Raw genomic sequence first — 23063 nt, forward strand, 5'->3', positions numbered from 1 at the left:
GCTGCGGCTTCGGCACCGGACCGGATACGGGAGTCGACACCGGACCGGGTACGGGCATCGAGACCGGACCGGGTACGGGCATCGTCACCGGACCGGGCGTCGGTACCGGCCGCGTGCGTGCCGCCCGGCGGCGGCCACGTGGTGTGGGAGTACATCAGGCCACCGCCTTCCGCGTCACGGCCGGAGCCGCCTGGATCCCGGCGACGACGCCGAGGAGTCCGGCGTGGTCGACCACGCCGAGGCACCGGCCGCCCTCGACGACCCGTACGTGCTCGCCCGTACGGGCGACCGCGTCGATCGCCTCGTGGACGGTGGCGCCCGGGGCGAGGGCGGCGCCGGACTCGCTCTCGTCGGCCTGCGCGGGGCGCATGGCGGAGCGGACGGTCAGCACCTGTGCGCGCGGCACGTCCCGGACGAAGTCCCTGACGTAGTCGTCGGCGGGCGCGCCGACGATCTCCTCGGGCGTGCCGAGCTGCACGATGCGGCCGTCGCGCATCAGCGCGATGCGGTCGCCGAGCTTCAGCGCCTCGCTCAGGTCGTGGGTGATGAAGACCATCGTGCGCCCCTCCTCCCGGTGGAGACGGACGACCTCCTCCTGCATGTCGCGGCGGATGAGCGGGTCGAGCGCGCTGAACGGTTCGTCGAACAGCAGGACCTCGGGGTCGACGGCGAGCGCGCGGGCGAGTCCGACCCGCTGCTGCTGGCCACCGGACAGCTGGCTCGGCCTGCGGTGTTCGAGGCCTTCGAGGCCGACCTTGGTGACGAACCGGGCCGCCCGTTCGCGTCGTTCGCGGCGTCCCACGCCCTGGATCTCCAGACCGTAGGCGATGTTGTCGAGCACGGTCCGGTGCGGCAGCAGCCCGAAGTGCTGGAAGACCATGGCCGCGCGGTGCCGGCGCAGCTCGCGGAGCCGGCCGGTGTCCATGGACAGGACGTCCTCGCCGTCGATGGTGAGGGTGCCCGAGGTGGGCTCGATGAGCCGGGTCAGGCAGCGGACGAGCGTCGACTTGCCCGAGCCGGAGAGGCCCATGACGACGAAGACCTCGCCCTTGCGGACGTCGAAGGAGACGTCACGGACGGCGGCGGTGCAGCCGGTGCGCTCGCGCAGCCCGGCGGCGTCGAGGGTGCGGAGTTCCGGGTCGGCGGGCACGCGCCGGGCCTTCGGTCCGAAGACCTTCCAGAGTTCGCGTACGGAGAAGACGGTCTCGGCGGGGTCCCGCGTCGAGTCGTTCATCGTCGGCTGCCTCCCAGCAGGTCCACGCATTTCTCGCCGACCATGAGGACGCCGATCATCGGGTTGACGGCGGTCATGGTCGGGAAGACGGACGCGTCGGCGATCCGGATGCCGTCGAGGCCGCGAATCCTCAGATCGGGTGAGACGACGGCGAGTTCGTCGTCGTCGGCCCCCATCCGGCAGGTGCCGGCCGGGTGGTAGACGGTGTGGGCGACATGGCGGGCGTAGGCGCTGAGCTCCTCGTCGGAGGTCACCTCCGGCCCCGGGCACACCTCGCGCTTCAGCCATCCGGCCAGCGGTTCGCTCGCCGCGATCTCGCGGGCGATGCGGATGCCGTCGACCAGGGTCCGGCCGTCGTAGTCGTCCTCGTCGGTGAAGTACCGGAAGTCGAGTGCGGGCTTGACCTCGGGGTCGGCGCTCGTCAGGTAGAGCCGGCCGCGGCTGCGCGGCTTGGGGATGTTCGGGGTCATCGACACGCCGTGCGCGGGCCGTTCGTAGCCCAGGCGCTCGGGGTTGTCGGTGAAGGGGATCTGGTAGAAGTGGAACATCAGGTCCGGCCCCTCGGCCTCCGGGTCCCGGCGGACGAAGAGCCCGGCGTCGGAGTCCATCGCGGAGTTCTCGGGGATCGGGCCGTGGGTCTCCCACACGATGACCGACTCGGGGTGGTCGAGGAGGTTCTCGCCGACGCCCGGCAGGTCGTGCGCGACGGGGATGCCGAGCTTCTCCAGGTCGGCCCGGGGCCCGATGCCGGAGTGCAGCAGCAGGCGGGGGGTGTCCACCGCGCCCGCGCACACGAGGATCTCTCGCCGTGCGCGTACGACGTGCTCCGTGCCCTCCTTGGTGCGGATGTGCACGCCGGTGGCGCGGGTGCCCTCAAGTTCCAGCCGGTACGCCCAGGTCTCCAGGGCGATGTGCAGGTTCGGCCGGTCCAGGAACGGGTGCAGATACGCGACGGAGGCGGATGACCGCTTGTTGTTCTCCGGGTGGTAGGCGAGGTCGAAGAAGCCGACGCCCTCGTGGAAGGGCTGTCGGTTGAACCCCTCGACGCGCGGGACGCCGAGCGCGCTCTGCGCGGCGTCGACGAAGTCCCGGGCGATCGCGTTCCGGTCGGTCTCGGCGACGGGCACGATGTTGTTGCGCAGCCGGGCGAAGTAGGGGTCCATCGCCGCCGCGTCCCACCCCTCGGCACCGGCCTCGGCCCACTCGTCCCAGTCGGAGGGCAGGGGCTTGAACGCGATGAGGGTGTTGTGCGAGGAACAGCCGCCGAGGACGCGTGCCCGGCTGTGCCGGATGTGCGAGTTGCCCCGGGGCTGCTCGGTGGTGGGGTAGTCGTAGTCGAGTTCACCGCCGAGCAGGCCCATCCAGCGGCGCAGGGTGAGGACGTCGTCGCGGCCGACGTCGCTGGGGCCGCCCTCGATGACGGCGACGGAGACGTCCGGGTCCTCGGTCAGCCGGGAGGCGATCACGGAGCCCGCGGTGCCACCGCCGACGACGACGTAGTCGTACACGCGCTCGTCGCTCATGCCCGGTCCCCCTGCTCCGTGGCGCCCGCGAACCAGCGCACCGGGCGCGGAGCGAGGTTCTGGTAGATGTGCTTGGCCTCGCGGTACTCGGCGAGCCCCGTGGGGCCCAGTTCGCGGCCGATGCCGGACTTGCCGAAGCCGCCCCATTCGGCCTGCGGCAGATAGGGGTGGAAGTCGTTGATCCAGACGGTGCCGTGGCGCAGCCGGGCCGCGACCCGCCGGGCCCGTGCCTCGTCAGAGCTCCAGACCGCTCCGGCGAGGCCGTACTCGGTGTCGTTGGCGAGGGTGACGGCCTCCTCCTCGGTGCGGAAGGTCTCGACGGTGAGGACGGGGCCGAAGATCTCCTCGCGGACGACGCGCATGCGGCGGTGGCAGCGGTCCAGGACCGTGGGCCGGTAGAAGTAGCCGGGGCCGGCCGGCCGCTCGCCGCCCGCCCGCAGGACGGCGCCCTCCCCGAGGGCGGAGGCCACGTACCGCTCGGTCCGGGCCAGTTGGGCCGCGGAGACCAGCGGACCGCACTCGACGCCCGCGTCGGTGCCGCGGCCGAGGCGGATCCGTCCGGCCCGGCGGGCGAGTTCGGCGACGAAGCGCTCGCGGAGCGACTCCTCGACGATGAGGCGGGAGCCCGCGGAGCAGACCTGCCCGCTGTGGATGAACGCGGCGTTGAGCGCCTGGTCGACGGCGGTGTCGAAGCCCTCGGGCGTCGAACAGGCGTCGGCGAAGACGACGTTGGGGTTCTTGCCGCCCAGTTCGAGGGCGATCTTCTTCACGCTGTCGACGGCCGCCCTGGCGACCTTCCGGCCGCTGACGAGACCGCCCGTGAACGAGACGAGGTCCACGTCGGGGTGTTCGGCGAGCCGGGCGCCGACGGTGTCGCCGGGACCGGTGACGATGTTGGCCGCGCCGAGCGGCAGGCCCGCCTCCAGGAGGAGTTCGACGAGTACGACGGTGGTCAGCGGGGTGATCTCGCTGGGCTTGACCACGAACGTGTTGCCTGCGGCGAGTGCGGGCGCGATCTTCCAACTGGCCTGGAGCAGAGGGTAGTTCCACGGCGTGATGAGGGCGCAGACTCCGACCGGCTCGTGCACGACGACGCTGCGGATCTCGTCCGAACCGGCGTCGACGACCCGGTCGCCGCTCTCCTTCTCCACGAGGTCGGCGAAGTAGAGGAAGGCGTCGCGGACGCAGTCGACGTCGACGCGGCCCTCCTCCAGCGTCTTGCCCGCGTCCTGGCTCTCCAGGGCCCCGATCCGCTCGCGGTCGCGCTCCAGGAGGTCGGCGACCCGCCGCAGCAGGGCGGCCCGCTCGGCGATCGGGGTACGCGGCCAGGTGCCGTCGTCGAACGCGGCGCGCGCGGCGGCCACGGCCTCGTCGGTGTCCTGGACACCGCCCTCCGCCACGACCGCGAAGGCGGTCGCGTCGACGGGGTCGATGATCTCGCGCGTGGCGCCGGAGAGGGCCTCGCGCCACTCTCCGCCGACATGGATGGTCTGTTGTACTGCGGTCACGTCGTGCACGGCCCTTCGTTCCTTGAATCCCCCTGCCGGGAGTACCGGCGGTTCGGCCGCATGCCCTGGGCCCCGGGATGCATGCGCAATGCCTTGCAGAGAGTGGTCCGCCTCACGCGCAAACGGTGCGGAAACGCTCATACAGGACAGGCCTGGGGCGCGGCAACAGGACGGGTCCGGGGAGCGGGGCCGGTGCCCGCCGCCCCCGCCCCGGCAGCCGCGCGCCGGGGCGGTCGTCCGCGATCGAACCTACGATGGACGGGAGCCGGTGCGAGCAGCCCGTCGTGCCGGTCGCCCCGACCACGCAGGGCGGAGGGACATGGCACCGGCCACCGACGCGACGCGGACCGTCATCCTGACGGTGGACGACGACCCGGGAGCCGGGAGTCTCCCGGGCGATCGCCCGTGACCTTCGGCGCCGCTACGGCAGCGAGTACCGGAATCGTGCGGGCCGAGTCCGGCGACTCCGCCTACCCGGGGGCGCGCCGCGTGCTGCTCACCGCCTACGCCGACACGGACGCGGCCGTCGACGCGATCAACGTCGTCGCCCACGACCACGACCACGACCGCCGAGGAGCCCACATGACCGACATCGACGGGATCGACCCCCGCACCGCGCCCAGCGGCACCGGCTGCACGGAGTGCGACACGGCCGGCGGCTGGTGGTTCCACCTGCGGCGCTGCGCCCAGTGCGGCCACGTCGGCTGCTGTGACTCCTCGCCTGCCCAGCACGCCACCGCCCACTGGAAGTCCTCCGGGCACCCCCTCGTGCAGAGCTTCGAGCCGGGCGAGGCGTGGTTCTGGAACTACGCCACCGACGCCCTGTACGACGCGGGCCCCGAACTGGCCCCGCCGACGAGCCACCCCGCCGACCAGCCCGCCCCCGGACCCGCCGACCGCGTCCCGCAGGACTGGCCGAACCGGCTCAACCGCTGAGCACCGGAGCCCGCCGAACCTCAGGACCGCCGAGCACCGGCTGCCGGCCGGACCGACAGGACGGCTGAGCACCGGAGCCCGCCGGGACAACTCACCCGCTGGGCACCCGCGTCAGCCGGCCGGCCTACCCGGCCCGTCCGCCGACCGGCTCACCCAGCGCGTCCGCCGCCACGAAGCGCAGGTTCCGCTCCAGCAGGCCCTCGATCACGGCCGGCAGGGCCGCCACGCTCTGGCGGCGGTCACCGCCGCCGTCGTGCATCAGGATCAGGGAGCCCGGCCCGGCGTGGTCCAGCACCGTCCGGGCGATCTTCTCGGGGCCGGGCCTGGCCCAGTCCCAGGAGTCGACGTCCCACAGGGCCAGGGCGGGCCCGCCGAGCAGCAGCTCGCCCAGGGCCTCCGGGGTGCGCGCGCCGTACGGAGGGCGGAAGACCGCCGGGACCCGACCCACCGCGCGGTCGAACGCCTCGTCGGTCCGCTCCAGTTGGAGCCGGAACTGGCGAGGGCTCAGGTCCGGCAGGAACGGGTGCGACCAGGTGTGATTGCCGAGGCTGTGTCCCGCGCCCACGATCCGCCGCACCTCGTCGGGGAGCGCGTGCACGTGGAGGCCCACACAGAAGAAGGTGGCGTGCACGCCGTACCGGGCCAGGATGTCGAGCACCTGGCCGGTGAAGACCGGGTCGGGACCGTCGTCGAAGGTCAGAGCGATCTCGTGGCGGTCGCGCGGCCCGTGGCGGAACCAGCGCCTCGCCCGGGCGAGTTCGGCCTCGTGCGCGGCGCTGCGTCCGATGCCGCCGTGGTAGTCGTCGTCGCGGCCGGTCTGGCCGCCGCCCTCCGCCGTCAGCGGGGAGAGGGACGCGAGGTCGGTTCTGGCCCGTTCGGCGAGGGCCCGCGCCGGTACGGAGCCGAAGTCGGGCCGCTCGGGAAGGACCCAGGGGTCGGCCCGGTAGACCGTGAGGCCGGCCGCCGTGAGGAGGCCGTCCACGAGGCCGTTGGTGCTCTCCACGACGACGGCGCGGGGTGGTCCGGTCGACGGGCCGGGCGCTCCGAGCCAGGCGGCCAGCTCCGGTACGCGCTCCGCGCCCCAGTGGGTCGGGGCCGCCGCCCGGTTCCCGTCGGTGTCGATGACCTCCACGTCGTAGCCATCGGCTGACCAGGCGATTCCCGCGTACAGCATGGGTTCTTCTCCTCGGGACGGGGGTGGGACGGACGGGCGTGCCGACGGGTCCGGGGCCGCTCGCGCGGACGGGTGGGTGTGGAGCGCCGTCGCGGGCGGGCGCGGTGGGGTTCCCGTTCCCGCTGGGCCGGGTTCTCCGTACCGCGGAGGGGCGGAGGGACTCCGTATCGCGGAGGGCGGGAGCCGGAGCCGCACCAGGATCAACTGGTCTTCCCATCTGGCCGAGTTGACCGCCCCACCCCCCTGACGAGGGGTTTCGTGCCGCGCTCAGGTCCCGGTGGGGCCCGGCCAAGGCGCCCGATCCCCACCGATGTCCACGAACTCTCCATCATTGCGACACAAGTACGACAGAGGCGCGCTATTGTTCGCATGCCCCGCCGATGGTCCAGACCATACCCAAGGGCAACAATCGCGCGCCATGCCCGTGAACGTCTCCTGTGCCATCACATCCCCAGACCAACTTCCCCCGGGGACAACGCTCTTGGAGGACACCATCAACGCCCAGCCCGCACCGTTGACCGTTCCCGACCTTCTCGACGCCCGGGCCGCGAAACAGCCCGACCGCGTCGCGATCAAGGTGCGCGGCGGCGGCTCGCTCACCTACGGGGACTGGCGCGAGCGGGCCGTCCGGGCCGCCCGGGGGCTGGTGGACGCGGGAGTCAGGCCCGGCGAACTCGTGGCCCTGCGGTTCACCGACCGGGAGTGGGACGGCTACGCGGTCGCGATCCTCGCCGTCCACCACGCCGGGGCCGCGGCGCTGCCGCTCCGTGCCGACCTGGCCGCATCGGAGGCCGTACGGCTCGCCGGGATCTGCGGGGCCACCACGGTGCTGCGCGGGGCCGAACTGCCGCCGCTGGGAGCCGCCCTGGGCGGGACGGACCTGTCACTCGCCGAGGTCGAGACAGCCGGGGCGGCATCCGGCGGGGCGCTCGACCGCAGGCGTACGGGCCCCGCCCCCGACGACCTCGCCCAGGTCGTGGGCACCTCAGGCACCACCGGCGACCCCAAGGGCGTACGCGCCTCCCACGCCAACCTCACGGCGGGCCTGAGCCTCAACCCCCGCCCCCGGCCCTACGCCCACTCGCGTCATGCGCTGCACTCCTTCCCCATCGGCACCAATGCCGGTCAGGTGATGCTCATCAGCGCGCTCACCGGCGCCCCCACCACCGTGGTCCTCCCCCGTTTCGACGCCGACGCGTTCGGCCGGGCCATCGAGGAACTGGGCGTCGGCACCGTCTTCCTCGTCCCGTCGATGGCGATCGAACTGCTCAACTCCGGTGCGCCCGACCGGTACGACCTGTCCGGCGTCCTGCTGCTCAGCTCCTCCGCCGCCGCCCTCCCCGCCCCCGTCGCACGAGCCCTCACCGAGGCACTGCCGAAGGCCACCGTGGTCAACGTCTACACCTCGTCCGAGGCCGCTCCCGCGCAGCTCTCCGCCGTCGTCGGCCAGGCCCCGCCCGGCGCGGTGGGCCGCCCCACCGACCCTCGGGACCTGCGCGTCCTCACCCCGGACGGCGCCCCCGTAGCGACCGGCGAGACGGGCGAGATCTGGCTGCGCCAGCCCGGGCCCCCGCGCTCCTACGCCGGTGACCAGGCCGCCGGCACCACGGTCTTCCGCGACGGCTGGGTGCGGATGGGAGACCTCGGACGGCTCGACCGGGACGGCTATCTGCACCTGGTGGACCGGGAGAGCGATGTCATCAAGTCCGGTGCTCTCAAGGTCTCCACCCTCCGGATCGAGGACGCGCTGCACGAGCACCCGGACGTCGCGGACGCGGCCGCGCTGGGTGTGCCGCACCCGGTCATGGGGGCCGTGCCGGTCGCCGTCGTGGTCCCCGCCGCCAGTGGTCTGGACCTCGACGCGCTCCGGCTCTTCCTCAGCACCCGCCTCGCCCGCGCCGAACTGCCCGTGCGCGTCCTGCTCGCCGACGACCTGCCGCGCAACGCCTCCGGCAAGGTGGTCAAGCACCGGCTGCGCCCGCTCTTCGCGACGGACCAGGAACCCGCGGCGGGCACGGCCGCCGGGGACCCGGCCGTCGTCCGGCCCCCCGGCACACCCACCGAACTGCGCCTCGCCGCCGTCTGGCAGGAGGTGCTGGGCCGCCCGGTGCGGGACGCGGCCGACGAGTTCTTCGCCCTCGGCGGCGACTCCTTCCGCGCGGTGCACCTCGCCGGCGCCGTGGCCGGCCGGTTCGGCGTCGACGCCGGCGTCGACCTCGTCTTCGGCCGCCCGTCGCTGCGGGCCCAGGCGGCCTGGCTGGACGAGGAGACGGCCCGGCGACGGGACCGGGCCCCCCGCGCCCCCGAGGACCTCACCGCCGGGGGCCGCGCGCCCGGCCCGGAGCTCCCGCCCTATCTGCGCGCCCTGCGGGCCCAGGACCACGAGGTCCCGCTCACCAGCCAGCAGGAGAACTTCCTCGCCTGGATGGCCGAGGAGGACGGCCGCGACGTCGGCGCCGTCACCGCCCTCTTCCGCGTCACCGGCCCCCTGGACCGCCCCGCGCTCGGCCGCGCCCTGTCCGCGCTCGTGGCCCGCCACCTCGCCCTGCGCACCCGGTTCGTCCCCGTTCCCGTCGGCGTACGCGGCCTCGCCCGCACCGTCCTCGACGAGGAGCCACGCGCCCGAGTCACCCTGCGGGACGCCCCCGGCGCCACCGACGAGGAGGTGAACGCCCTGCTCGTCGAGGAGCGCGACCGTCTCACCGACCTGGCGGTCGACCCGACGGCGCGGCTGCTCGTCGTCTCCCGCGGGCCCGAGGACCACGTCGTCCTGCTCGCCGTGCACCACATGGTCGCCGACGGCTGGTCGATCGGCGTCCTGCTGCGCGAACTCGGCCTCGCCTACGACGCGCTGCGCCGGGGCCGCGCCCCCCGGCTGCCCGACCCGGACCTGTCCTACCCGGAGCTGGTGCGCTGGGCCAACGACCGGTGGGAGAGCGGCCGGCGGCACTTCACCACCGCGCTCGAGGGAGCCCCGTCCGCACTCGACCCCTTCCCGGGCCGGCGTGCCGTCGACCGCGTGCACACCGTCGCGCACCCCTTCACCGTCGCGTCCGGTCCCGCCGGACGGCTGCGGGAGCGGGCGCACGCGCTGGGCGTCACCCCGTTCATGGCCGTCGCCGCCCTGTGGAGCGGACTGCTCACGGCCCGCGCGGACCGCTCGGACCTGGTCCTCATGACCCCGGTGCCGGGCCGGACGAGGGCCGAGGCACAACAGGCCGTCGGCTGTCTCGTGCAGTCCCTGCTGGTACGCGTGGACTGCTCCGGCGGCCCCGGCTTCGCCGAACTGGCCGAGCGGGTCCGCCGGGCCACCACCGGCGCGCTGGACCACCAGATTTACCCGTACGCCGAGTTCACGCCGCACGTCGTGGCGTTCCCGGCCTGGCTGCGGTACGAGAGCTGGGCGGCCGCCGCCCATCTGCCCGGAGTGCGCTGCGAGCCGTGGGACCTGCCGCGCGGCACCACCGTTCCCTGGCCGCTGCCCGGCGGGGACCTCGGGGTGCCCGAACTGACCGTGGTCGAGCAGCCGGACGGCTCGCTGAACTGCTGGATCCAGTACAACGCGCTCGCCTTCGAGGAGCCGGTGATCACCTCACTGGCCGACGACTTCCGCGCGGCCCTCACCACGGCCACCGCCCCCTGACACCCGCCATGCCCAGCGCCCCGCGCTGACCACCACCCGGCACATCCCCCGTCCTGCCACCGGCCACCGCACACCGAAGACCCGGCACATCCCCCGTCCTGGCACCGGCCACCGCACACCGAAGACCCGGCACCCACCCACGGACGCGGCCCACCTCCGCCGCACCCCGCCCGCCGTCAGCGCCGACGCCGGGTCCCGTCCCCGTGCCGCCGTCCCGTCCTGCCCGCCCGCGTCGATCCGCGCCCGGCAGGAGCGGAAGCCCCACCACGCTCCCGCGCGCGCCACAGCTCCACGGCTTCACCGCCCACCGGTTCACCGCGTTCACCCCTCCACCGCACCACCGGGTGCCCGCACCACCGGGTTCACCGCACCACCGTTCTCGCGTTCCACCCGCTCCCCCGTGCCACCCGCTCTCCCGTGCCACCCGCGCCACGCCTCCCGGCGCCGACCAGACCGAGGAAGACCCGTGACCAGCACCCCCGCCAGCGCCGCCCAGCAGGGCATCTGGATCAACGAGCGGATCGCGCCGCTCGGCTCCGTCCATCACATGCCCTTCGCCGTCCACTTCGAAGGCCCCCTGGACACCACCGCGCTCGCCGCCGCCTGCGCCGACGTGGCCGAGCGCCATCCGGCCCTGACCCTGACCGTCGGGGAGGAGGACGGCGTCCCCCTCCTCGCCCCCGGCCCGGCTCCCTCCCTGTCGGTACGCGACACCAGACCGGAACGGCTGGCCGACGAACTGGCCGCCGGGAGCGCGGAGCCGTTCGACCTCGCCGCCGGACCCCCCGTACGGTTCACGCTGCTGCGCACGGACCCGACCCACGCCACCCTGCTGGTCGTCGCGCACCACATCGCCTTCGACGGCACCTCCACCGATGTGCTCCTGACCGACCTCGCGGCCTGCTACGCCCACCGCACCGGCGGCGCACCGGCCCCGGCCGCCCCCGACGGGCCCTCCCTCCACCACGCCGCCGACCTTCCCGGACCCGACGCCGACGCGGTCGCGGCGGCGTCCGCCCACTGGGCCGGCCGCCCGCTGCCCGACCCCACGGTGCTGCTGCCCGGTCTCGACGCCGGCCCCGGCGGCGCCGACGGCGCCGGCCCGGGCGCGGCCGTGGACTTCGACCTCGACCCCGCGCTCCGCGCCGAACTCGCCGACACGGCGGGGGAACTCGGCGTCACGTTCTTCGAACTGCTCCTCACCGCCGTGCACACCCTCCTGCTGCGGTACGGGAACGAGCGCCCCGCCGTCACCATCGGCCTCGGCACCCGCGCCCTCGGCACCACCGACCGGATCGGCATGCACGCCAACGAGCTGCCCGTGGTCACCGCCCCCGCACCGGACACGCCCTTCGCCGAGTTCGCCCGCGCGGTCCGCGCCGAAATCCGCGGCTGCTCGGTCCACCGCCGCGTCCCGCTGTCCCGCGCCGTCCCCGGTATGCGGCCCGGCCTCTCCCTCGCGCCCGTCATCGTGACCTACCGCAGCCGGATCGCCCCGGTCACCTTCCCGGGCGTACGGGCCACCATCGACTGGACGCTCTTCCCCGGCACCGCGCGCGGTGCCCTCCGGTTCCACGTCCTCGACGGCCCGGACCGGCTCCGCGTCCTGCTCACGCACCGTACGGACCTGCCCTCCCCCGTCCGGGCCGACCGGGTCGGTGCCCATCTGCGCCGACTGCTCGCCTCGATCGCCGCCGCCCCCGGCACCGCCCTCGCGGACCTGCCGTTCCTGGACGAGGCGGAACGCGCCCCGCTGCGCGGACCCGAGCCCGCCCCCGACGCCGCCACCGCCACGCTCCCCGCGCTGCTCGCCCGCTCCTTCGCCGCGCACGCCGCACGGCCCGCGGTCACGGACGGCGAACGGACCCTGGACTACGCGGCACTGGCCACCGCCGCCACCGGCCTCGCCCGGCGGCTCACCGCCGCCGGGGTCACCCCCGGCACCGTGGTCGCCGTCTGCGCGGAGCGCTCCGCCGAGATGGTGGCCGCCGTGCTCGCCGTCACCCTCGCCGGAGGCGCCTACCTGCCCGTCGACCCGTCCTATCCGGCGGAGCGCGTCTCCCTGGTGCTCGCGGACGCCGGGACCCCGTTCGCGCTCGCCCAGCGGAGCACCGCCCACCTGGTCGAGGGCCACGGCCGCGTCCTCCTGCTCGACGACCTCCTCACCGGGGAGGCGACCGGCGGGGCCGACGGCGCACCGCTGCCCCTGCCCGCCCCCGACGACCTCGCCTATCTCATCTACACCTCCGGCTCCACCGGACGTCCCAAGGGCGTCGAAGTCCCCCACGGCGCCCTCGCCCACCTCCTGCTGGCCTTCCGCGACACCCTGGCCGCCGGCCCCGACGACGTCTGGCTGGCCGTCACCTCCCTGGCCTTCGACATCTCCGCCCTCGAACTGCTGCTGCCGCTCGTCACCGGCGGCCGGGTGGTGATCGCGCGCGAGACGGAGACCCGCGACGGCCGCGCCCTCGCCGCCCTGGTGGAACGGCACGGCGTCACCCACGCGCAGGCCACCCCCTCGGGCTGGCGGCTCATGCTGGACGGCGGACTCGCGGCGCCCGCCCTCACCGCCCTCACCGGCGGCGAGGCCCTGCCGCTGGCCCTCGCCCGCCGGCTGCGCGCACGCGTCGCCCGGCTCTGGAACGTCTACGGGCCGACCGAGACCACCATCTGGTCCACCGCCGCCGAGGTGCCGCCCGCGCCGGACGAGGTCACCGTCGGCCGCCCCATCGCGGGCACCACCGCGCTCGTGGTCGACCCGGCGGGACACCCCGTACCGCACGGGGTCGTCGGCGAACTCGCCCTCGGCGGCGCGGGACTCGCCCGGGGCTACCGCGGCCTGCCCGAACGCACCGCCGAACGCTTCGTGACCGACCCGGTCACCGGCGCCCGCCACTACCGCACCGGCGACCTCGCCCGGGTCCGGTCCGACGGCGCGCTCGACTGCCTCGGCCGCCACGACGACCAGATCAAGCTGCGCGGCCACCGGATCGAGCTCGGCGAGATCGAGGCCCGTCTCCAGGAACACCCCGCCGTGACGGCCGCCGCCGTCGCCGTCCGGGGCGACGACGGCGACCCGGTCGGCCGGATGCTCGTCGCGTACCCGGTCTGGCGCCCGGAGGCCGCCGTGCCGACCGGCGCCGCACTGCGCGCCTTCCTCGCCCGGACCCTTCCGGACGCGATGGTCCCCGGCGTCGTCCACCCGCTCCCGGCGCTCCCGCTCACCCCCAACGGCAAGACGGACCGCGCGGCCCTGCCCGAGCCGGCCCGGGGCACCCCGGAGAGCGCGGCCCCGCACGACGCCACGGCCGCGGACGACGGATGGGAGGAGCTGGCCGACGAGATCGCCGCCATCTGGTGCGAGGTGCTGGACCTGCCCGCCGTCGGCCGGCACGACGACGTCGTCGACCTCGGCGCCCACTCCCTGACCATCACCCAGGTCGCCGCCCGCATCCGGGACCGCCTGGGGGTCGACGTACCCCTGCACGTCTTCTACGAGGAGCCCACCACGGTGGCCACGGTGACCGACGAGGTCGTGCGCGAACTGCTGGCGGAGGAGGCGTGATGGACCCCCTGCACTCCCCCGCCCCGGGGGCGCACACCGCCCCGGGACCCCTCGCGCCCACGGCCGCCGCGGCGTTCCCGCCCCTCTCCGCGCCGACGGAGCCCGCGCCGACGGGACCCGCGTCCACGAACCTCGTCCCGCCCGGACCCGCGCCCCTCGCCTCCGTACGGACGGCGACCCCACCGCCGCCCCCCGCCGCCACGGTTCCCGCCCCCGCGGCCATCACGCCGCCCGGGTCGGCCGAGCGAGCGCCCCGGCGGGCGCTCAGCGGTGACCAACGTGCCCTGCTCGCCCGGCGACTGCGGGAACGCTCCGCCGCCCGGCCCACCGGCATTCCGGTGCGCCCGGACGACGTGCCCCCGCCGCTCTCGCTCGCGCAGGAGCGCCTCTGGTTCGTCGAACAGCTGACCCCCGGCACCGCCGCCTACGTCCTGCCCACCGCCGGACGGCTGCGCGGACCGCTCCTGGCCGGACCGCTCACCGAGGCGCTGCGCCTGATCGCCGTCCGCCACGAGACCCTCCGCAGTTCCTTCCCCGTCGACGAGGACGGCGCGCCCCGGGTGCGCGTCGCGCCCGCGGGCGGTTTCACCGTGCCCTGGCGCACCCGCGACCTGACGGAGGTTCCGGCCGGGGAGCGGGAGGCCGCCGCCCGTGCCGCCGTCGAGGCCGAGGTGGCGCGCCCCTTCGACCTCACGGACGGGCCCCTGCTGCGGGCCCTGCTGCTGCGCCTCGCCGACGACGACCACGTCCTGGTGGTCTGCCAGCACCACCTCGTCGGGGACGGCTGGTCCGCCGGGCTGCTCCTGGACGAACTCCTCACGGGTTACGGGGAACTGGCCCGGGGCACCACCCCCGCCCCGCCCCCGCTGCCCGTCCGCTACGGCGACTTCGCCCACTGGCAGCGCGAGCGCCAGAACCTGCCCCGGGCCACCGACGAGCTGCGGTACTGGTGCGAGGCCATGGCCGGGGTCCCGCCGCTGGACCTGCCCACCGACCGGCCGCGCCCCGTCCTGCCCGGCCCCGGCGGAGCGACCCACGCCTTCCGGCTCGACGCCGACACGTACCGGGCCGTCCGCGCGCTCTCCCGGGCCCGGGGCGCGACCCTCTTCATGACCCTGCTCGCCGCCTTCCAGGTGGTGCTCGGCCGCTGGTCGGGGCAGCGGGACTTCGCCGTCGGCACCCCGTTCGCCGGCCGCCCCACCGAGGCGACCGAGGGCCTGATCGGTCTGTTCAGCACGATGCTGCCGATCCGGGCCGATCTCACGACGCCCGAGCCCGAGTCCGGGCCCCCTCACGCGTCCGCGCCGGGAGCGGGGGCGGAGGCCGGGGCGGTCTCCGACGACGGTGCCGGACCCGACTTCGCCACGGTCCTCGACCGCGTCCGCACCGCCGCCCTCGGTGCCCAGCAACACCGCGAGACCCCGTTCGAGCGGCTGGTCGAGGCCCTGGACCTGCCGCGCGACCTCGGCCGTCCGCCCCTCTTCCAGGTCTCCTTCGCGCTCCAGAACCACCGCGCCCAGACCGTCCGCCCCCACGACCTGGAGTGGCGGACCTTCCCCTTCGACGGCAGCGGCGTCCACCTCGACCTCGGGCTGTACTGCACCGAGACCGAGGACGGCCTCGACGCCTTCGTCACCTACCGCACCGACCTCTGGGACGCCGGCACCGTCGCCCGTCTCGCCGGGCACTGGCAGCGCGTCCTGGACCGGGCCTCCGCCGAGCCGCACACCCCCGTCGGCGCCCTCGACCTCCTCACCCCCGGCGAACGCGACCAGGTGCTGTACGGGTGGAACGACTCCGGCACCGCCCACCCGGCCGCCGAGACCCTCGCCGAGGCCGTCACGGCGCAGGCCGCCCGAACCCCCGACGCGGTCGCCCTGGTCCACGAGGACCACACCCTCACCTACGCCGAACTCGACCGCCGGGCCAACCGGCTGGCCCGGCTGCTGCGCACGGCGGGCGCCGGACCCGACCGGCTCGTCGGCGTCTGTCTCGACCAGGGCCTCGACCAGGCCGTCTGTCTGCTCGCCGTGCTGAAGTCCGGTGCCGCGTACGTACCGCTCGACCCCGAACAGCCCCGCGAACGCCTCGCCCACATGCTGACCGACTCCGCGCCGGTCGCCCTCGTCACCACCTCCGTACGGCGGTCGCTGCTGACCGCGTCCGACGCGCCCGTGCTGCTGCTCGACGGGCTCGCGGACCGGCTCGCCACCGTCCCCGACACCCCGCCCGACGACGGCGCGGGACCCGACGACCTCGCGTACGTGATCTACACCTCGGGCTCCACCGGCACCCCCAAGGGGGTGGCCGTGCAGCACCGGCAGGTGCTCACCTACCTCGCCGGGGTACGCCGGCGCTTCGCGGAGGCGGGGCTGCCGGACGGCGCCCGCTACGTCCTGCTCCAGTCACTCGCCTTCGACTTCGGCCTGACCACCCTCTACCTGGCGCTCACCACCGGCGGCGCCCTGCATCTGCTGCCCCCGCGCACCCCCGGCCCCGAGCTGGCCGCCTACCTCGCGGAGCGGCGCGTCGACTGCGTCAAGCTCACCCCCTCCCATCTGGCCGCGCTGAGCGCCGAGGTGGACGACCCGGCGGAGCTGCTGCCCCGGCGGCTGCTCGTCCTCGGCGGCGAGGCCTCCGGCTGGGAGTGGGCGCGCCGGCTCGCCGCGGCGGGAGCCCGTACCGGCTGCCGGGTGGTCAACCACTACGGACCGACCGAGGCCACCGTGGGCGCCACCACCCACCTCGTGGACCCGGACCGGCCGGCGGCGGGACCCACCACCCCGATCGGGCGGCCGCTGCCGGGCGCCCGGGTCTATCTGCTCGACGCCCGTCGGCAGCCGGTGCCCGCGGGGGTGCCGGGGGAACTGTGGATCGGCGGCGACCGGCTGGCGCGCGGCTACCTGGGGCTGCCGGAGCTGACGGCCGACCGCTTCCGCGCCGACCCGTTCGCCCCCGCCGGTCAGGCCGGGGGCGGCGCCGGTACGCCTCGGATGTACCGCACCGGGGACCTCGCCCGGCACCGCTCCGACGGCACGATCGAGTTCCTCGGCCGCGACGACCACCAGGTGAAGATCCGTGGCTACCGGGTCGAACTCGGTGAGGTGGAGGCCCATCTCGCCCGGCTCCCCGGGGTCGCCCAGGCCGTCGCCGCCGCCCGGGGCCCCGCCGGCGAACTCGTCCTCGTCGGCTATCTCGTCCCCTCAGCGGACGAGGCTCCGCCGCCGGTCGCCGAAGTGCGCCGCCTGCTGGCCGAGAAGCTGCCCGACTATCTCGTCCCCTCCCGCTTCGTCGTCCTGCCCGACCTGCCCCGGCAGGCCCACGGCAAGGTCGACCGGCGGGCCCTTCCCGAACCCGGCGCGCCCGGGCCCGGCGAGGGCGCCGTCTGGACGGCCCCCGCCACCCCCACGGAGGAGGCCGTCGCCGCCTGCTGGGCCGCCCTCCTCGGTCTCGAACGGGTCGGCGCGCAGGACGACTTCTTCGACCTCGGCGGTCACTCCCTGCTGGCCATCCGGATGGTGGCGGGGCTGCGCAAGGCGCTCGGCCCCGAGGCCCGGATCACCCTCATGGACGTCTTCCGGGAACGGACCGTCGCCGCGCTCGCCGCGCTGGCCGACCGCTCCGGCTCCGAACGCGGACCGAGCCGCCTGCTCCACGAGCTGACTCCACGTCAGCCCGCCGACCGCGTCACGCTCTCCCTCGTCTGCCTGCCGTACGGCGGCGGCAGCGCCGTCGTGTACCAGCCGCTCGCGGACGCCCTGCCGCCCGGCGTCGCCCTGCACGCCGTCGCCGTTCCCGGGCACGACCTCGGCATGTCCGAGGAGTCGCTGCCGCTGGAGGAGGTGGCCCGCCGCTGCGCCGAGGAGGTGCTGGGCGGGGTGGCCGGACCGGTGGCGGTGTACGGGCACTGCGGGGTGGGCGCGGCGCTCGGCGTCGAACTGGCCCACCGGCTGGCGGCCGCCGGCCGGGAGCCCACCGCCCTCTACCTGGGCGGGATCTTCCCCTTCGCCCGGCCCACCGAGGGCCTGCTCGGCCTCCTCGCCCGTTTCTCCGTGCTCGACCGGCGGCGCAGCGGACGGCTCCATCTGAACTGGCTCCGCTCGATGGGCGCCGACCTGGAGGGCCTGGACCCGGAGCAGTTGGCGACGATCGTGCGGAACGTGCGGGAGGACTCCCGCGCGGCCGAGGCGTACTTCACGGAGCGGCTGGCGCGGCCCGCCCCCACGCTGGCGTCCCCGGTGGTCTCGGTGGTCGGCTCCGCCGACCCGGGGACCGAGTTCCACCGCGAGCGGTACCGGGAGTGGGGTTTCGTCGGTTCCACCACCGCCGTGGCCGTACTCGACGAGGGCGGCCACTACTTCCTCAAGCACCGCGCCGGGGAACTGGCCGAGATCGTCACCACCGTCCACCCGGCGGTCGTGGCCTCGCGCGCCGGAACGGGCCCGGAGTACGTGTCCGGACCCTCCGCGGCCACGGAGGCCGTGAAGGCCGAGAGGGCCGCGGCGGTCCCGGCGCCCGACAGCACCGGACATCCCGAACACCCCGGCGCGGCGGTCCCGAAGCCCGACAGCACCGGACTCCCCGAACACCCCGACGTCCTCGCCCTCACCCGTGCCCGGCGCCCCGCGCGCGCCACCTGGTGGCTGGACGGCGTCCATCACGCGCCCGCCGCGGGTGAGCGCCCGGCCGCCCCGGCGACCCGCCGCGACACCCGCCGGTTCGTGGCCGTCGCCGCCTCCCAGACGATCTCGCAGACCGGTTCGGCGCTGACCGAGTTCGCCCTGCCGCTGTGGATCTACCTGTCGACGGACTCGATCGCCTGGTTCGGCCTCTTCGCCGTCCTCGGGATCGTGCCGGGGCTGCTGGCCGCCCCCGTCCTCGGCAGCCTGGTGGACCGGGTCGACCGCCGCCGGGTGATGCTGGCCTCGACCCTGGTCTGCGGCTCCTCCGAGGCGGTGCTGGCGCTGCTCCATGCGTCGGGGAGTCTGCGGTCCTGGCATGTCGGGGTGCTGATGGCGATCCTCTCGGTCTCCCTGACCGGGCAACGGCTCGCCTTCCAGTCGTCGATCCCGCAGCTCGTGCCGAAGCGCTATCTGGGCCACGCCAACGGTGTCGTCCAGGTATCCGGCGGCATCGCCCAGGTCGTCGCGCCACTGGCGGCGGTCGGTCTGCTCGCCGTCATCGGTCTGGGCGGCGTGCTGCTGATCGACGTGGTCAGTTACGCGGTGGCGGCGCTGGTCCTGCTGACCGTCCGCTTCCCGCAGACGCTGGGCGCCCGGCGGCGCGAGACCCTGAAGCAGGAGATCGCGGCCGGGTTCCGGCTGGTCTGGCGGCGGCGGGGCTTCCGGGCGATGCTGTTCTTCTTCGCCGTGCTCAACCTCTTCCTGCCGGTCCTCTTCCAGCTCGTCTCCCCGCTGGTGCTCGGGTTCTCCGGGCTGGGCACGGTGGCGACGGTCTCCCTGGCGGGCGGGCTCGGCGCGATCACCGGCGGTCTGGCGATGGGCGTCTGGGGCGGGCCGCGCCACCGCCGGATGCGCGGGATGCTGCTCGTGGTGCCGGTGCTGGCGTTCTTCTCCGTCGTGACCGGCTCGCGCCCCGACGTACTGGTGGTCTGCGCCGGGGTGTTCGGTATGTCGGCGTCGCTCTCCCTGCTCAACGGCATCTATCTGACGATCGTCCAGGTGAAGGTGCCGCAGCGGTTCCACGGCCGGGTGATGGCGCTGAACCAGCTCGTCGCGTGGTCCACCCTGCCGGTCGGCTTCCTGTTGATCGCACCGTTCGGCAGCCGGTTCCTGGAGCCCCTGATGGCCTCCGGCGGCGGCCTCGCCGACACCGTGGGCGCCGTCCTGGGTACGGGCGAGGGCCGGGGAATCGGCCTGCTCTACGTCCTGCTGGGGGCCGCGATCCTGCTTCTGGGGGCGATCTCGCTCCGGGTTCGGGTACTGGCCCGGTTCGACCGGGAGGTACCGGACGCGCAGGCGGACGACCTGGTGGGCCTGGCCGCCCTCACCTCCGACCGCCCCGCCGTCCCCCGGCCCCCACGGATCGTCTGAACGGGCGTCCCGCACGGGGTTCGAACGTACGAGAGACGCCGATCGGACCGTGTGCGGGACGGAGGGCCCGCCCTCCGTACCCCCTGTGCAGACCCTGTGACCTGCGTGAAGACCTGGCGAAGAAGATGATCATGAGAAGCGGGCGTGGTTTAGCCTGCCCGAATGAGACTCATGTTCGGACGAAGAAACCGCCTCGCCCCGCTCGCGCTGGGCGCGGCCCTGGCAGCCTCCCTCCTGCTACCCGCCCAGCCCGCCCAGGCCGCCTCCGGCCTGGACCCGTTCACCGCCAACTTCAAGCTCACCCGTGTCGACGGGGACAAGACCGCCCTCATCGACTCCGCCGAGGCCGCCGGAGTCGCCAGGGCCTCCGTCACCGACGTCCTGGGCACTCGTACGGGACGTCCGGGGCTGTGTCACGCCACCGCGCTGAACGGCGCCCTCAAGCCCGACGGGTTCTGCTGGGACGACGAGGACGACCGGTCCAACTACGCGGACGGCGGCGGTGGCTGGATGCCGCAGGGCTTCGCGGGTTCGCATGCCGCCACCGCCGACGGGCTGTACGCGGGCCGCTCCCTCACCGCCACCTCCTGGTACCACGGCACCTACGTGAAGGACCGCGTTCCGACCACGGTGGAGGACTACGCGCGGGTCACGATCGCGGAGTCGGCCGGCGGCCAGGTCAAGTACGGGCACATCGCGCTCGTCGAACCGGTCGACGGCAACTTCAAGCCCCTCCAGTACATCTCGCACTCGGACGGCGTCGCCTGGTACGGCAACCGGCTGTTCGTCGCCAACGGCGCGGAGCTCCAGGTCTTCGACCTGACCCGCATGTGGCGCATGAACGACACCACGAGCGCCCTCACCCGACTGAACGCGGGCAAGACCTCCGCCCGCTACCACCTCTGGGCCATGCCGCTGGTCGCCCGCTACAGCACCATCAGCAGCGCCGCGGTCGACAACGCCGGTACGGCCTGGCTCAACAACAGCCCCCGCGCCTGCGGCCCGTCCGTCAACAACGAGCTGTGCCTGAGCAGCCTGAGCGTCGACCGCTCCGGCGCGACACCGGCCCTCGTCTCGGTGGAGAACAGGAGCGGCGCGGGCGCCCGCATCGTCCGCTGGCCGCTGTCGGCCCTCGGCACCGGACTTCCCGCCACGGTCGCCTCGGAGACCACGGGCTACACCTCTCCCGTGTGGGGCATCCAGGGCGCGGCCACGGACGGCACCAGCTACTACATGAGCGGCACCTGCCCCACGTACTGGCCGGGCGGCACCGAGCTCTACTCCTGCGTCCACGTGGCCAAGCCCGGCGAGGCGCCGCACGTCCTCACCCAGGCGCCCCAGCTGACCCAGGGCCTCTCCTGGGACCCCCTCGCCAAGCGGCTCTGGGGCGCCAACGAGGCACTGGTGGACGCCAGCGGACCGCGCAGGGTCGTGTTCAACATCCAGCCCGACGCCGGCAAGCCCGTCGACGGCTGGAGCTGGCTCACCAACTTCCACGTGGCGGGCTCCGTCTGCGCGACGCCCCAGGGCAACGGCACCGCCAACGGCACCCCGATCACCGTGTGGACCTGCACGGGAGCGGAGACCCAGCGCTGGAAGTACGAGAACGGCCTGATCGTCCACAAGCCGAGCGGCAAGTGCATGACTCCCGAGGCCAACGGCGCCAACACCAACGGCGCCCTGCTGACCCTGTGGACGTGCAACCCCGCCAGTGACGTCCAGCGCTTCTCCCCGTCGGCCGACGGCAGCGCCGTCAACGCCTACGGCAAGGCCATCACGCCGAAGGGCAACTCCCTGGGCAACGGCGTCTGGCTGACCCTGTGGACCAAGGGCAGCCCCACCTCCGACGTCCAGGACTGGGTGGTGAAGGGCTTCTAGCCCCCGCTCCCTCCCCGACACCACCGAGGGGCCGGCCACCAGGGCCGGCCCCTCGCCGTCGCGCCCTCCGACACCGGCGACGCCCACCCCCACGGGCGCGACCGCGTGCACCACGCCCCCGGACGCATGAAAGGCCGCCCTCTCATGAATGAGAGAACGACCTCCGACCCGAGCAACGTCGATCCCAGCCTTGGGCCCGCTGCGGCCTCATCGGCTTCCTGGCCACCGGGTCGCCCACCAGCGAGGCCGGGCGAGCGGTCCGTTGACAGCACCCCGCCGCTACCGAGCGCCCTGCCCGCCACGTAGTCCCCCGCCACGACGGCCCGACATTCGGCGCCAGAGCCGGCGAGATCGCCTCCCGGCTGCCGGCTACTGGCCGGGCGCCGGCACGGCGAGGGCCTCCAGGCAGCTTCTGATGCGCCCGGCCTGCGCGTGGATATCGGACGCGGCCCGAAGCCGCTCGCGCCCGAACCGGTCGAGCAGCGCGGAGCCGGCGTCGACCGGGCTGAGGACGTCGTTGAGTCGGAGGCCTCTCCCACTGCTACTGGAAGCTCAGTTGATGGGGGTGGAACGCGTCTGTGGGGCAGGTGTGGACACGCAGGTAACCGCGCCCCAGATACACGCCCGTGGGGGTGATGACGTGCCGGTACAGATCGGGACGGCGGTCTTCCAGGGGAGCCCAGCTCTCCGAGGCGGGGTCCCACTCGACATAGTGGGCGGTGAGGAGCGGCGGCATGGAGGTGCCGCACACGGTGCAGTCGACCGGGCGCGGGTCGGTGAGGTGCCAGGTGGCGAAGCCGCCGACCTTCCAGCCCGGGGCGAGGGACAGGTCGCTGGAGTACTCGGTGGGGAAGTCCGCTTCCGCTTCCTGCTCGTCCTCTTCGAGGAGCTCCTCCTCCCACGTCGCGATGGCTTCCTGCAGATCCTCGGGGAGCAGGCCGAGGTATTCGTGTTCGACGATTTGCTCGGGGTGGAGCTCGCAGGGCTGGGGAACGCACTCGGGTGCGCCGACGACAAGCGGCTCCGGCTGTTCGCTGAGTACCGCACCGATGTCCCGGCTGCGGCGCCACTTCAAGACGACATCGACGCTCGCGTCGGGGCCGTGTACCTCGAACGGGCACCAGAAGACCTGGAGGAGGTCGTGCCCCTGGGGCCCGGTGAGGTCGGGGATGTCACGTGCCCACAGCTGCGCGGCGGCCAGCATGGGGATGGGGTCCGCGTCGCCGATGCCGGGGTCGTGCAGCCCGTCCCGGAGGGTGGCGAGGAGAGCGGTCTCCTCTTCGGTCTTCTTCCGCCCTTCCGAAGCGGCGTGGATACGGCGTGCGAGTCGGACGTCGGCCAGCAGGTGCCCGGTTCCCTTGGGGTGGACGGCGGTGCACATCGGCCAGGGCTCGTCGGCCGGCCACAGCATGGGGCCTGCGACAGAGCTGTCCTGTGCCTTCGGGTCACCCGGGCGCGGGTGAAGTCGCGTCGCTGTCCGCCGGAACTCGGCGAGGCCGGGAAAGAGCTCCTCGACATCGGCTGGACGCGAGGGTGTGGTGCGGGGCAT

Annotated in this window: 10 protein-coding genes and 1 pseudogene; 6 read left to right on the forward strand and 5 right to left on the reverse strand. The window is 74.4% G+C overall.

Going from position 1 to position 23063, the window contains the following annotated elements; genetic code table 11:
* Positions 1-154: 154 nt before the first annotated feature.
* Genes ACRRSS_RS23500 through ACRRSS_RS23510 form a run of 3 tightly spaced genes read right to left on the reverse strand, consistent with a single transcriptional unit; the run spans position 155 to position 4265 of the window.
* A complete protein-coding gene (locus ACRRSS_RS23500) occupies positions 155-1234 on the reverse strand; it encodes a quaternary amine ABC transporter ATP-binding protein (protein WP_435973107.1) in 1080 nt (359 codons plus the stop codon).
* Positions 1231-2757, reverse strand: coding sequence for a GMC family oxidoreductase (locus ACRRSS_RS23505; RefSeq protein ID WP_435973108.1), 1527 nt, complete (start codon positions 2755-2757; stop codon positions 1231-1233). The genes ACRRSS_RS23500 and ACRRSS_RS23505 overlap by 4 nt, the downstream gene beginning before the upstream one ends.
* A complete protein-coding gene (locus ACRRSS_RS23510) occupies positions 2754-4265 on the reverse strand; it encodes an aldehyde dehydrogenase family protein (protein WP_435975405.1) in 1512 nt (503 codons plus the stop codon). Before ACRRSS_RS23510 ends, ACRRSS_RS23505 begins: the two co-directional genes overlap by 4 nt.
* Positions 4266-4584: 319 nt before the next feature.
* On the opposite strand from ACRRSS_RS23510, the pseudogene ACRRSS_RS23515 reads away from it, so the two are divergent.
* Positions 4585-4823, forward strand: a pseudogene (locus ACRRSS_RS23515) (fused response regulator/thioredoxin-disulfide reductase); the annotation flags it as partial.
* Positions 4824-4847: 24 nt separating this feature from the next.
* Positions 4848-5201 (forward strand): UBP-type zinc finger domain-containing protein, encoded by a 354-nt coding sequence (locus ACRRSS_RS23520; RefSeq protein ID WP_435975406.1) that lies wholly within the window; start codon positions 4848-4850, stop codon positions 5199-5201.
* A gap of 124 nt (positions 5202-5325) precedes the next feature.
* Here the strand turns inward: ACRRSS_RS23520 and ACRRSS_RS23525 are convergent, their stop codons facing one another.
* Complete coding sequence (locus tag ACRRSS_RS23525) at positions 5326-6375, reverse strand: polysaccharide deacetylase family protein (RefSeq protein WP_435973109.1); 1050 nt, start codon at positions 6373-6375, stop codon at positions 5326-5328.
* Positions 6376-6793: 418 nt separating this feature from the next.
* On the opposite strand from ACRRSS_RS23525, the gene ACRRSS_RS23530 reads away from it, so the two are divergent.
* From ACRRSS_RS23530 to ACRRSS_RS23545, 4 genes are all read left to right on the forward strand, one after another.
* A complete protein-coding gene (locus ACRRSS_RS23530; RefSeq protein ID WP_435973110.1) occupies positions 6794-10018 on the forward strand; it encodes an AMP-binding protein in 3225 nt (1074 codons plus the stop codon).
* Positions 10019-10484: 466 nt separating this feature from the next.
* Positions 10485-13583 (forward strand): non-ribosomal peptide synthetase, encoded by a 3099-nt coding sequence (locus ACRRSS_RS23535; RefSeq protein WP_435973111.1) that lies wholly within the window; start codon positions 10485-10487, stop codon positions 13581-13583.
* Positions 13583-19636 carry a non-ribosomal peptide synthetase/MFS transporter gene (locus ACRRSS_RS23540; protein ID WP_435973112.1) on the forward strand — a complete coding sequence of 2018 codons (6054 nt, stop codon included), beginning with the start codon at positions 13583-13585 and terminating at the stop codon, positions 19634-19636. Before ACRRSS_RS23535 ends, ACRRSS_RS23540 begins: the two co-directional genes overlap by 1 nt.
* A 162-nt stretch (positions 19637-19798) precedes the next feature.
* Positions 19799-21514 (forward strand): RICIN domain-containing protein, encoded by a 1716-nt coding sequence (locus ACRRSS_RS23545; protein ID WP_435973113.1) that lies wholly within the window; start codon positions 19799-19801, stop codon positions 21512-21514.
* A 541-nt stretch (positions 21515-22055) separates the two neighbouring features.
* Here ACRRSS_RS23545 and ACRRSS_RS23550 read toward each other — a convergent pair.
* Positions 22056-23063 (reverse strand): hypothetical protein, encoded by a 1008-nt coding sequence (locus ACRRSS_RS23550; RefSeq protein WP_435973114.1) that lies wholly within the window; start codon positions 23061-23063, stop codon positions 22056-22058.

The organism is Streptomyces sp. Qhu_M48 (assembly GCF_051305195.1).
GTDB lineage: Bacteria > Actinomycetota > Actinomycetes > Streptomycetales > Streptomycetaceae > Streptomyces.